The sequence below is a fragment of the Streptomyces sp. NPDC047043 genome, from assembly GCF_040644055.1.
GTDB lineage: Bacteria > Actinomycetota > Actinomycetes > Streptomycetales > Streptomycetaceae > Streptomyces.
On the sequence record NZ_JBEYVO010000061.1, the window covers coordinates 20591 to 32979 of the forward strand.

Annotated in this window: 11 protein-coding genes and 1 pseudogene; 2 read left to right on the forward strand and 10 right to left on the reverse strand. The window is 70.3% G+C overall.

The window, feature by feature from the left end; genetic code table 11:
• Positions 1-8 precede the first annotated feature (8 nt).
• Positions 9-695 carry a DUF6597 domain-containing transcriptional factor gene (locus tag ABZ880_RS52275; protein WP_361278575.1) on the forward strand — a complete coding sequence of 229 codons (687 nt, stop codon included), beginning with the start codon at positions 9-11 and terminating at the stop codon, positions 693-695.
• Here ABZ880_RS52275 and ABZ880_RS52280 read toward each other — a convergent pair.
• A complete protein-coding gene (locus ABZ880_RS52280; protein WP_361278577.1) occupies positions 678-1079 on the reverse strand; it encodes a VOC family protein in 402 nt (133 codons plus the stop codon). The genes ABZ880_RS52275 and ABZ880_RS52280 overlap by 18 nt on opposite strands.
• Positions 1080-1211: 132 nt before the next feature.
• Here ABZ880_RS52280 and ABZ880_RS52285 point away from each other — a divergent pair, with 132 nt between their 5' ends.
• Entirely contained in the window at positions 1212-1793 is a 582-nt protein-coding gene (locus tag ABZ880_RS52285) for a class I SAM-dependent methyltransferase (protein ID WP_361278579.1), read from the forward strand.
• 13 nt (positions 1794-1806) lie between these two features.
• Here ABZ880_RS52285 and ABZ880_RS52290 read toward each other — a convergent pair whose 3' ends face one another.
• From ABZ880_RS52290 to ABZ880_RS52330, 9 genes and pseudogenes are all read right to left on the reverse strand, one after another.
• Positions 1807-2439 carry a VOC family protein gene (locus tag ABZ880_RS52290; RefSeq protein ID WP_361278600.1) on the reverse strand — a complete coding sequence of 211 codons (633 nt, stop codon included), beginning with the start codon at positions 2437-2439 and terminating at the stop codon, positions 1807-1809.
• Positions 2440-2511: 72 nt separating this feature from the next.
• Positions 2512-3516 (reverse strand): annotated as a pseudogene (locus ABZ880_RS52295) (DUF5954 family protein); the annotation flags it as partial.
• Between the two features lie 108 nt (positions 3517-3624).
• On the reverse strand, positions 3625-4602 hold the full coding sequence (locus ABZ880_RS52300) for a helix-turn-helix domain-containing protein (protein WP_361278581.1): 978 nt from the start codon (positions 4600-4602) through the stop codon (positions 3625-3627).
• 147 nt (positions 4603-4749) lie between these two features.
• Entirely contained in the window at positions 4750-5793 is a 1044-nt protein-coding gene (locus tag ABZ880_RS52305) for a substrate-binding domain-containing protein (RefSeq protein ID WP_361278583.1), read from the reverse strand.
• 172 nt (positions 5794-5965) lie between these two features.
• A complete protein-coding gene (locus tag ABZ880_RS52310) occupies positions 5966-7555 on the reverse strand; it encodes a family 43 glycosylhydrolase (RefSeq protein WP_361278585.1) in 1590 nt (529 codons plus the stop codon).
• Between the two features lie 22 nt (positions 7556-7577).
• Positions 7578-8483: a carbohydrate ABC transporter permease gene (locus tag ABZ880_RS52315; protein ID WP_361278587.1), complete on the reverse strand. Its 906-nt coding sequence runs from the start codon at positions 8481-8483 to the stop codon at positions 7578-7580.
• A complete protein-coding gene (locus ABZ880_RS52320; protein WP_361278589.1) occupies positions 8483-9367 on the reverse strand; it encodes a sugar ABC transporter permease in 885 nt (294 codons plus the stop codon). The genes ABZ880_RS52315 and ABZ880_RS52320 overlap by 1 nt, the downstream gene beginning before the upstream one ends.
• Positions 9368-9386: 19 nt before the next feature.
• Complete coding sequence (locus ABZ880_RS52325) at positions 9387-10721, reverse strand: extracellular solute-binding protein (protein WP_361278591.1); 1335 nt, start codon at positions 10719-10721, stop codon at positions 9387-9389.
• A gap of 293 nt (positions 10722-11014) precedes the next feature.
• Positions 11015-12100 carry a LacI family DNA-binding transcriptional regulator gene (locus ABZ880_RS52330; protein ID WP_361278594.1) on the reverse strand — a complete coding sequence of 362 codons (1086 nt, stop codon included), beginning with the start codon at positions 12098-12100 and terminating at the stop codon, positions 11015-11017.
• Between the last annotated feature and the right edge of the window lie 289 nt (positions 12101-12389).

The window sequence follows — 12389 nt, forward strand, 5'->3', positions numbered from 1 at the left end:
TCTTGTACGTGTACACGGAGAGGCCGTCCCGGCTGGCAGGCGCCGTCGTATGGACGAACACGCCGTCCGAAAACGGTGTCGGGCGGGTGCTGCCCGACGGGTGCATGGATCTGCTGTGGCACGACGGGCGGCTGCTGGTCGCCGGGCCCGACACGCGCGCGTACGTGACCGAGGGCGCGGGCGGTGTGTGGATGGGCGTCCGCTTCTGGCCGGGGACCGCGCCGGCGCTGCTGGGTGTGCCCGCGCACGAGCTGCGCGACCGGCGCGTCGAGCTCGCCGAACTGCGGCCCGCCGCCGAGGTCCGCCGGCTCACCGCGCAGGTGAACTCGGCCGCCGAAACGGCCGGCGGGCTGGAGGAGCTGGCGTTGCGGCTGGCCGCGGACAGCGAACCGCCCGACCCTCTGCTACGCCACATCGTCACCGCCCTCGACGAGGGCCGCCCGGTCGCGGCCACCGCCGACGAACTCGGTCTGGGCGCACGGCAGTTGCACCGCCGCTCGCTGGCCGCCTTCGGCTACGGCCCCAAGACACTGGCCCGGGTGCTGCGGCTGCAGCGGGCGCTGGGGCTGGCCCGGCGAGGGGTGCCGTTCGCGGAGACCGCGGCCCGGGCCGGGTTCGCGGACCAGGCCCATCTGGCGCGGGACGTACGGGAGTTGGCGGGCCTGCCGCTCGGCGAGCTACTCGGCCGAGGGTAGCGGTGCGAACAGGTCGACGCCGTTGCCGTCCGGGTCGTGCACGGTCGCGTACCGCTGCCCCCAGAAGGCGTCCCACGGCTTGAGCTCGCCGTGGTACCCGGCGCCCACGAGGTCCTCGTACGCGGAGTCGACCTCGGCGGGCGACGCGCACTGGAAGGCGAGGCCGATCCGGCCGCCACCGGCCGGCGGCTGCCACGCGGAGTGGAAGGAACGGATGGTCGCCTCGGTGTCCAGGGCGAGGGTCAGGCCGCCGGGCAGTTCGGCAGTGACGTGCGGCTGGTCCTCGGAGCCCTCGGGGAAGACGAGCCCGAGGCGGCGGTAGAAGGCGAGCGATGCGGCCATGTCGGAGGCGACCAGGCCGATCACGGCGAATTGTGGAGTCATACGGTCACCGTAGGCAGGGCGGCCGCCGCCGGTCTTGAAGGAATCGGACAGGGCGGAGCCCGTCGGTGACCGCCGCCGTGCGGGCGTGAATTGATGTTGCCGGGCAGGGCACGCGCCTCCCATCATGACCGGATGGACGACGCTCCGAGCCGGCTGCCTGCCGCCCTGCCCGCACTGCGCGCGAAGGCGAGCGCCGCGGGCTTCACCATGTCCTGCGAAGTGCGCACGGGAAGCCTGCTGGCGGCGCTCGCGGCGGCCCGCCCGGCGGGCAGGATCCTGGAACTCGGCACCGGAGTGGGCGAGGGCACGGCCTGGCTCCTCGCCGGGATGGACCGGTCCGCCCGTCTGATGACCGTCGAGCTCAACGCCGCCGTTCAGGCAGTGGCGCAGGAGCACTTGGGGGAAGACCCACGCGTCACCTTCGTGACCGGGGACGGCGGCACGTGGCTGGAGACGTACGACGGCGACCCCTTCGACCTCGTCTTCGCCGACACCTGGCCCGGCAAGTTCACGCACCTGGACCGGGCTCTGGACCTGGTGGCCCCGGGCGGCACCTACCTGATCGACGACCTCGACCCGCAGCCCGGCTGGCCGGAGGGCCACGAGGCCTCCGTCGCACGCCTGTCGGCCGAACTGGAGGCACGGGCGGACTTCCGAAGCGTCCGCCTGGCGTGGGCGAGCGGATTGCTGATGGCGGTACGCGCCACGCCTTGAACCGGGCCGTGGCTCACCCGAAAGTGACGGGTCCGCGCGGAGTGTCCAGAGTGAAGGTGAGGCCCAACGGCCCCTCGGACAGGGCAAGTTCGACGTCGACCGCGGAGAGCAGCGGGCGGATCTCGTCCGGGACGGGGGCGCTGGCGGACAGCTCCAGCAGGGGAGTGACGGGCAGCCCGGTCGCGGTCGGGTGGACGGAGGAGCCCCAGTCGATGAGGAAGGGCACCAGACCCGAAGGGTGCTGGGTGTCGCCGTCGGTCAGCCGCCACTCCAGGAGGGTGCCGTCGGGGCGGCGGCGGCTCATCGGGCGGATGGAACCGGGGTCGTAGCCGCGGGCGCGGGCGGTCTCCACGGCCGCGTCGAGGTCGGGCGGGCTGATGGCCCAGGTCACCGTCCGCGCGGAGGCCAGCACGTCGACCGCGAACGGGCGGGGGCCGTCCGGCTCCGACTGCTCCGGGTCCGGCCCGATGATCTCCAGGTAGCTCGAACCACCCAGCGACACAAGGTAGTTGCGTGTGCCGCGGCCGACATGTGCGCCGCCGGAAGCGGGCGCCACACCGGTACGACGGGCGAAGTCGGCCACCGTCGCGGCCAGATCGGGGGTCGCGAGGACGAGATGGTCCAGATGCGCGGGGATGGCGTTCATCCCAGCCGAGGCTACGCGGCGCCGACCCCGCAATGAAACACCTGTGCGGCGCCGACCCCCGGTCGCCTTCCACTCGTCGTAGGTGAGGGTGCCGTCCTCGGCCATCGTCGGGTGCATTCTCATCGGGCCGTACTCGTCGACGTCCGAAGGGCGCGGCGGCTCCGGACCGTCCGGCCCCGTCCGGAGCATGCGCTGCACCCGTCAGATCCGGAACAGCCGGTCGTCGACGTGAAACTCGTCGGCTCGGCCGAGCGCCCGGTACTCCTCGGCCGCCTTCGCGTACCCGGCCCTGGTGGCGTCGTCCAGCCGGTACAGCGGGGCCCACATCTCCGCCAGGCCGCCGTAAAGCAGACGGGGGGCGTCGTGCGGCGTGGGCATCATCGCGCCGCAGGCTGCCAGCCGTTCGAAGAGGCGCGCTCGACCGCGCCGAAACCGGTGGGGAGCAGCAGGAGTTGGGCGTGGCTGGCGACCGCCCGGTCGGAGTCCGCGTGCATGGCGGAGGGGACGCGGGGGCCCGTGTACACGAAGTCCCGCACCCCGGTTTCAGCGCGCCCGCCGCCGCGCCGTCCGTGCGGTCCGCGTCGAGCACGAAGCCGAGGTCCCGGGACGGAGTGTCCCCCGCCCCCCGGTCCGACGACCGTTCCACCGGCTCCGGGGCGGCTCCAGCCCGTCGTCCCCCACCCGCGCGAACTCGTCCCCTCGCACGACGCGGTACCGCACCCCGCAGGCCTCCACCTCGTCCACCGGCTCCCGCTCCAACACGGCGACGACGGCGAGCAGTTCACGTCGTACGGCCCGGTCGTCCGTGTCGTCCTTCGCGGTGAGGAACAGATGCGACTGCAGCCCGTCCCGCACCATCTGCCCCATCCCGTCGACCACCGGCTTCAGCACCCGCCACTCGGACCCCATCGCCGGATCCTGTACGGCGACCCCGAACACCGGTTCGCGCAGGGCGAGATGGGGATACCGCCGCGATGCCTCCACCGCATCGGCCTCCCGCACCCATGCGGCGGGATCGTCACGGCGGATCAACTCCTCCTGAAGCGCGTCGATTTGTTGCTGCCAGTCGTCGGTCATGCGCGTAGTGCTTCGGGGTGCGCGTGTCGGCCGGGCCGGAACCGACCCGACAAACACGGTTGTTGGACGGCCGCCCGGAGCGTGCTCCGAGTGCGGCCGTCTCTCGGTTCAGCGGTCGAGGAGGCGCAGGCCCAGGGAGGTTGCCCAGTGTCGTACGTACTGGCCGTCCCGGTGGCTGGAGACCAGGCCCCCGTCGCGCAGGACGCCGAGTTGGTAGCTGGCGCTGGGCAGGGCGATGCCGGCGGCCGTTGCCACCTCGGACGTGGTGCGGGCGCCGTGGCAGGCGAGGTCGGTCAGCACCGCGGTCCGGGTGCGGCCCAGCAGCCGTTCCAGCCCGTCCCTGCTCGCGCGGACGATCTCCAGGGGCTGCTTGGCGACCGGATAGACCAGTACCGGCCCGAGAGCGGGGTCGGCGAGGGCGGTGGGCCTGCGCCAGCAGAAGTAGGAGGGAATGAGCAGCAGGCCGCGCCCCTCCAGGTGGAGGTCCCGATCGACGGGATAGTCCACCTCCAGGACGGGGGCGTTCCACCGGGCGAGCGGGCGCAGCCCGTCGAGGAGGGCGAAGGTGCCGCCGCCGAGGAGCGTGCGTGAGCGCAGCTCGACATCGTCGCCGACGGCCGTGCGGATGTGCGGCCAGTACGGGTCGAGCAGTGTCCGGCAGGACAGTTCCAGGGCTCTCGTCAGCGATCGCAGGGTTCGGGTGCCCGGTCTGTCGAGGGCGGAGACCCAGGACGGGAGAGGGCGGGACTCGGCGAGCCGGGCCAGCTCATGGGTCAGCCGGGTGCGGGAGGTGGCCCGCACCTCCTCGAGGCCGGCGGACAGGTCTCCGGACGCGCCCGGCGGGGTGAGGAAGTCGGGAATGTAGCCGAGGGGCGGAATCAGCGTCTGTAAGGGCAGCAGCGCGCGCCTGGCACGCGTGTCCGTGACGAGCCTGTCCTGCACCGAACGGCGCCAGTGCCCGAATTCGAGCGGTCCTTGACGGGTCGTCAACCGGCAGACACCGCAGACCAGTTCCCACAGCGGATGGGGCCGGCGGGCGACCCGGATGTTCTGCATGTCCTGCGAGGTGAAATGGATGCGGAGCATACGGCCTCTTCCCTGCGCGATGTCAGTGCGCAGTGTCAGTGGGGGGTACGGCCGCGCGGAAACCGGCGCGCCACTACTGGTGACGGTTGCCGCTGTCGCATGGTTGGGTCGCATCCCGGTCACCCCGACCGGGCTCGTCCACACCCCCTAGACGCGTGGGCCTGCCGTGCTCGCCCGTTCCACCAACCGCGTCGACAGCTCCGTGCGGGTGCCCTCCGGGCGGTCGCCGTCCATCATGCGGACCAGCAGGTGCAGGGCCGTTGCCGCCATTTCCGACAGGGGCTGGCGGACCGTGGTGAGGGCGGGGGTGATCCAGCGGGACTCGGGCAGGTCGTCGAAGCCGACCACGCTGATGTCGTCGGGGACGGTCAACCCCCGCTCCGCCAGCGCCGCGTACACGCCCAGCGTCATACGGTCCGAGCAGACGAACACGGCGGTCGGCGGCTCGCGCAGATCGAGCAGGTCCAGCATGCGGCGCCGCGCGATCTCCTCGTCGAAGCCCGCGTGGCGGACGTACTCGGGACGGTGCCGCACGCCGGCCGACGCGAGCGCCGAACGATGGCCGGCGACCCGCGCGCTGCTGCACATCTTGCGCTGGTGACCGGCGATGACGGCGATGCGCTCATGGCCCAGGGACAGCAGATGCTCGGTCGCCGTCACACCGCCGTGCCAGTTCGCCGCACCCACCGACACCACACCCGGCGGCGGTTCGAGGACCGGGTCGATCAGCACGTACGGAATGCGGTGCTGGTCCAGCCAGGCGTACTGCGAAGGCGTCAGCTCGGCCAGGTTGAACAGCACCCCGGACGAGCCGCGCGCGATCAGCTTGTCCAGCCAGCCGCGCTCCGGCCGCCCGCACCGCGTCCTGGTCAGCCCCGCCGAGACCACGACCTCGAGACCCGCGTCGTGCGCCGCCGCCTCCACCCCGTGCAGCACCGCCCCCGACCAGGAACTGTCCAGCGAGTGCACGACCAGGTCGACCAGACCCGGTACCTTCGCCGCGTCGAACCGGGGTCTGCGCACATAGCCGAGCCGGTCCAGCGCCTCCGTCACCCGGCGGCGCGTCTCCGGTGCCACGTCCTCCCTGCCGTTGACCACCTTGGACGCGGTCGGCACGGACACGCCCGCCTCCCGGGCCACGACCGCCAGCGTCGGCCCGGCCGCCACGCTCGCACTCCCCGTACGGACCATCGGGAACCACCTCTCCGGCCCGCCCGAGGGCCATGAAAAGTTTCGACCAGCGCGAAATAGTAAGCGCTTCCTACCCTAGGTTCGCCGGTTGCAGTGGGGAAGAGGTCGGACTTCGCAGGTCTTCACGGCTCCGGACTTTCGAAACTTCGAACACGGCCAAGGCCGTACGGAGTTACCAGCAGGTGAGCCGGAAGCCGGTGAAGTCCGCCGTGAACGCCGCGTCCACCAGGTCAACGGCATGGATGCCGGCCATCGCCCCCGTGAAGCGCAGCTTGGACCCGTGGTCGTCGGAGAGCTTGCTGAAGTCCAACGGCTCTCCGACGGGCGTACGTACCCCGTCCCGCAGGTGCCAGAAGCGCGCCGCGGTGCCGTCGAGCGTCACGCCGAGTGTCAGCGACCCCTGTGCGTCGACGCCCACGACGGCCACCGGCCGGGTGGTCGCCTCGTCGCGCTCCACGAGCCGAAGCACCGTACGGCCCGCACCCCGCCACTGCTGCCCGTGCTGTTCCTCGCCCTCCGGTTCGGCCCATGTGACGTCGAGGCTCAGATACGCCTCGGTGTTGTACCAGAGCACCAGCCCGGCCGCCTGGGTGAAGGTGGACGGCCGCGCCTCCACGGTGACTTCGGCCTCCGCCCGGTGCTCGGTGATCCGCTGCGCGAGCAGGCTGTGCGCCCAGCGGGACTCGGGACCGTGCCTGCCGCGCAGCCGGATCCAGCCCGGGCGGCTCGCTGCATCCGCCCAGGACGTGTCCGCTGCCGTACGCAGGCTGCTCCACGGCCAGCCCAACAGGTCATCGGACGAGGGGAGTTGAGACGGCAGTGGCTCGGGACGGGTCGGTACGTCGACCTCGACCGCCGGATGCGCACCCCCGTGTCGCATCCTCGGCCAGCCCTGTTCGTCCCAAGCCACCGCCTGGATCGCCGTCTCCCGGCCGAGCGTGCAGCGCGGTCCGTCGGGCGTCTGCAACGGACGGGCGACGAGGTGGCTCAACACCCAGTCACCGTCCGGGGTTTGTACGAGCTCGCCGTGCCCCGCCTTCTGCAACGGCAGCGACGGGTCGTCCCGGCTTGTCAGCAGGGGCCGGTCGTCGAGTTCGTACGGCCCGGTGATCGCGCGCGAACGCGCCACCCGCACCCCGTGCTCGAAGCCCGTGCCGCCCTCGGCCAGCACCAGGTAGTACCAGCCCTCCCGGCGCAGCAACTTCGGTCCCTCGATGAGCCGTTCGTGCTGCAGCAGCAGGTGGGTACCACCGACCGGGTTCAGCGTCTCCCGGTCCAGCTCGGACAGGACGATCCCGGCGAACCGGCGTCCACCCGGTCGGTGGTCGTTCTGCAGGTTGAGCAGCCACAGCCGCCGCTCGTGATGGAACAGCGCGGGATCGAAGCCGTGGCTCGCCACCCGGCGCGGCGGCGTCCACTTCCCACCCACCTCCGCGGCCGAACTGACGTATGTGTCGGTGTCGAAGTACGGCGTCCCGACCGAGCGGACGATGGAGTACACCACCCAGAACCGCTCGCCGTCCCAGCTCAGCGACGGTGCCCAGACACCGCCCGAGTCGGGCACCCCGGCCAGCGAGTCGTCGGGGGCGGCTCCGCGCACATGGCCCGCGTACTCCCAGTGGGCGAGGTCCCGGGAGCGGTGGATCGGGATGGTCGGGAACCACTCGAAGGAGCTCGTCGCCACGTAGTACCAGTCGCCGACCCGGACCAGCGAGGGGTCGGGGGCGAAGCCGCGGATGACGGGGTTGTGCAGCAGCGTCACGTCAGGGCTCCTGAGGGGACGGTCACTTGAGGGCCCCCAGGGTGACGCCGGTGCGCCAGTAGCGGCGCATCGCGACCATCATGATCGCCATGGGGATGATGGACAGCAGGGCGCCGGTCAGCACCAGGCTGGTGACGTCGATGCCCGATTCCAGACGCTTGCCCGACCAGTTGTAGAGGCCGATGTTGAGGGTCCAGTTCTTCTCGCCGCGCAGCACGGTGAGGGGCAGGAAGAAGGCGTTCCAGGTGTTCACGAAGGCCAGCAGGAACACCGTCGCGCCGCCCGTCGTCATCATCCGCAGCACGATGCTGAAGAAGATGCGCAGTTCGCCGGCGCCGTCGATACGGGCCGCCTCCAGCAGTTCGTACGGAATCGTGGCCTCGGTGTAGACCTTGGCGAGGTACACGCTGAAGGGGCTGATCAGGCAGGGGATCAGCATCGCCCAGGGGGTGTCGACCAGGCCGATCTTCGAGAAGAGCAGGTAGAGCGGCATGGTCAGCAGGGCGATCGGGATCAGGAACGAGCCGACCACGCACGCGAACACCAGGTTGCGGCCCGGGAACTGGAAGCGGGCCAGGCCGTAGCCCGTCGCGAGCGCCACCAGGGTGCCGCCGAGGGAGCCGACTCCGGCGTAGAGGAAGGAGTTGGCGGTCCAGCGCAGGAAGATGCCGTCCTCGTAGGTGAAGACCTGATGCAGGTTGTCCCACAGGTGCCAGCCGGAGAACCACAGACCGTTGCTCTGGTACAGGCCCACGCGGTCCTTGGTCGCGGCGACCATCAGCCACCACACCGGGAACAGGCTGTACATACTGGCGAGGATCAGGCCGAGCAGCAGGAACCGCTGCCCGCCGCGTGAACGGGCCGCCGGATCGGGTCGGTTGAGGCGGCGCACCGCGCGGGTCGTGGCGCGTTCTTCGGTGATCGTCATCAGTCCGCCTCCCTTGACGTCAGCCGGTAGAAGAGGAAGGAGGCGACGCCGAGGATCAGTGCGAGCAGCACCGAAAGGGCCGCGGCGTAGTGGTAGTTGCCGGCGTTGAACGCCTGGTTGTAGATGATCATGATCGGGGTGAAGCTGTCGCTGACCGTCTGCGGGGTGATGTTCCGGAACAGCGCGGGCTCGTTGAAGATCTGCAACATCTGGATGATCGACAGCATGCCGGTGAGCACCAACGCGCCCCGCACGTAAGGGATTTTGATGCTCAGGGCGATGCGCCGCTCGGACGCCCCGTCGAGCCGAGCGGCCTCGAACAGTTCGCGCGGGACACCCTGGAGCGCGGAGTAGATGATCACCATGTTGTAGCCGACCCCGTGCCAGGTGAGCAGGTTGCCGATGGACGGCCACACCATGGAGGGGGCGAAGAAGTTCCAGTCGAAGCCGAAGACCTTGCCGAGCGGTGTCAGCGGGCCGACGTCCGGGCTGTACAGGTTGATCCACACGATCGCCGCGACGACCCCGGGGATCATGTACGGCACCAGCAGCAGGATCCGGAAGCGGCCGGCCACCTTCGAGGTCAACGCGTCCAGGAACAGGGCGAGTACGAGGCTGATGAGCAGCATCAGCGGGATCTGCACGCAGGCGAAGAGCACCACCCGCAGTACCGAACCCATGAACGCCGAGTCGGTCAGGCCCTGTTGGTAGTTGTCCAGCCCGGAGAACTTCTCCGTCGAGCCGCCGAGCCCGAGCCCGGACTGCTGCTCGCGGTACAGCGACTGGTAGACCGCGTACCCGATCGGGAGCAGATACAGGAAGACGAAGCCGAGCTGGAAGGGCACCGTGAAGGCGGCACCCTTCCAGCGCAGTGAGCGGATCATCGGTTCTCGACCCCAGCCTCTAGCCGTTGACGCTGATGCCGCGGGACTTCAGGTCCTTGACCGTCCACTCCTGCATGTGCGCCAGCAGATCGGTGACCTTCTCCTGCTTGTTCACGACCTTGGCCCAACCGGCCTGCATCTCCGTGAACATGGCGGTCCAGTCCGGGCCGAAGGTCCAGTCGGTGGTGATGGTGTTCAGGCTGTCCGTCACGATCTTCTGGGCCGGCTGGTAGTTCTTGCCGAGGAGCTTGTCGGAGATCGCCTCACCGACGTAGGAGTTGCTGTCGGCCAGGGCCGGCATCACGCCGTTGCCGGTGGTCGGGCTCGCCATCGTCTTGACCGCGCCGGTGTCGGTGGACATCCACAGCGCGGCCTCGGCGGCCTGCTGCACGTTCTTGCACTGCTTGGTCACCAGCGTCACGCTGCCGGTCAGGTTGGTGCCGGCCGGCGTCTTGGCCGCCTCGCCCTGGTATGTCGGCCAGGGCGAGAGCGCCCACTTGCCGAAGGACTTGGTGAAGTTCTGCACCATGCCGGCCATCTGCCAGGTGGAGATCTGCCGGGTCGCGGTGCCGCCGTTGTCGTAGTTGCGCTGCACGGCCGCGTAGTCGGCGAAGGACAGCTTGGAGTTGAGGTCGTTGTCGATGATCTCCTGGATCACCTTGGCGGCCTTCAGGGTGCCCGCGTCCTGGAAGTCCACCTTCCAGGAGTTGCCGTCGATGGCGTACCAGTGGGCGCCGGCCTGCATGGCCAGGACCTCGAGGGTGCTCGGGTCCTCACCGGCGTAGTTGGTGATCTTGATGCCGTGCTTCTTCAGGACCTTGCCCGCGGCGATGAAGTCGTCCCAGGTGGCGGGGGGCTTGATGCCGTACTTGGCGAAGATGTCGGTGCGGTAGATCGTGAAGTTGGGCGCCGAGCTGGTCGGGACGCCGTAGAGCTTGCCCTGCACCTGCGCGCTCGCCCAGGAACCGGAGTTGAACTTGTCCTTGCTCGACCCGACGTACCGGGTGATGTCGGCGAGCGCGCCCTGCGAGACCCAACTGGTCACGTACTCGGCGGTGTTCTGCACCAGGCAGGGCGCGTTGCCCGCCTTGACCGCGTTGGTCAGCTGCTTCTGCATGGTCAGCTGGTCGGTGACCTTGGTGTACTTGAGCTTGATGTCCTTGTGCGAGGCGTTGAACGCCTTGGCGACGGCCTCCTGACCGTTGGCCCAGCCCCAGAAGGGGAGGGTGACCGGGCCCGACGACTTGGCGTCGTCCCCGGAGTCGGAGCCGCCGCAGGCGGAGAGCAGACCGGTGAGTGCGAGTCCCGCGACAGCGGCGTGGGCGAACCTTCTCCGGGGGCTGGTGAAGTTCATCTGACCGTGTTCCTTCGGAAGTTGGGCGTCTCTGAACGAGAGGACGGCGGCTCGGGAAGGCCGGGAACGGCGGCCGGGAATCCGTCGGCTCGCGGCTGCGGGGGGTCGGCCAAGCGGAAGCTGTAGTAAGCGGTTGCCGTGACGGTAGGCCGATCCGTCCGGCCGTAGCAAGAGGTGTGCCGGAAATTATTGGGTCAGGCTGGCAAGTGCGCTGGTAGGAGCGAGAAACCGGTTACGAAACGATCGCTTCCCGTGCGCTTCTCGTGCGCTTCTCGCGTACTTCCCGGCCGTGCTCAGCCCCGGGGCGGCGGCTGGACGGAGTTGCGTACGACGACATGGGTGCCCAGCACCAGGTGGTCGCCGTCGGCGCCCTTGCGGCGGCCCGAGCCGCCCTCGCGCCGGTCGGCCACCGCGCGCAGCGCGACGCGACCCATCTCCTCGTACGGCACGTGCACGGTGGTCAGTTGGGGAGTGAGCTGGGAAGCAAGGGGGATGTCGTCGTAGCCGACGATGGAGACGTCCTCCGGCACCCGCAGCCCGGCCGCGCGCAGGGCCTGCATGGCGCCCGCGGCGACCACGTCGGTCCCGGCGAGGACGGCCGTGAAGTCCGGCGTCTCGTGCAGGGCCGACTCGACGGCGCCGTACCCGTGCTCGTCGTCGTACGGACCGTGCCGCACCATGCCCGGGTCGAACGGCACCCCGTACGCCTCGAAGGCCCGTTGCGCACCTCTCAACCGGCCCTGGGCCGTGGTGAGTTCGGCGGGTCCGGGCAGCACCAGGACCCTGCGGTGGCCGGCCGACAGCAGATGGCTGGCCATTGCGTAGGCGCCGCCCTCGTTGTCGTAGTCGACCGTCGTGGCCGGGACGTCCCCCTCCAGGGGCGGCCTGCCGACCAGGACCAGGTGGGATCCGGCCGCGTCGAGGGAGCGGGCGAAGCGGGCCATGCGCAGCTGGTACTCGTCGTAGTCGTAGGCGCCGCCGAGCAGCACCACCGCGGCCACGCCCTGCTGGCGCATCATGTTGACCAGGGCGAGCTCGCGCTCGGGGTCGTCGCCGGTGGTGCCGACCAGGGAGAGCCAGCCGCGCAGCGTGGCCGCGCCCTCGACTCCCTTGGCCACGTGGGCGAATGCGGCGCCGGTGATGTTGTTGATGAGGATCGCGACCGTCGGTGTACCGCCGCCGGCGAGGGAGCGGGCGTGGGCGTTGGTGACGTAGTCCAGGTCCCCGACCACCTTCATCACCCGGCGGCGCAGGTCCTCCGACACCGGGTAGTTGCCGGACAGGACGCGCGACACGCTCGCCACGGAGACCCCTGCTCGCTCCGCCACGTCGCGGATGGTGGCCCGTCCGGCGTCACCGGCCGCCTTGCGCTGACTCACCGTTGCGGCTCCTTCACCCTCACCAGATCCGGCCGGCCAAAGAGGGGGCCCGTGACGGACCGCCGGTGGCGGCGGCCCTCGCCGGTTTCGGAAACCGTATCCCATAGTTTCCGCCCCAAAGCCGCCCACGCAACCACTCTCTTGTTGCACCGCTGACGGCAAGTGCCCTCCAACGGCACGGCACCGCCGGACACCGGCCGCGTAGAGAGCCGTAGGGGGCGCGTCGGTGTCGAGAGCCCGAACGCGCGGAGGCGCGAAGCGCTGAGCACGATCGGGCTCTCGACAAATA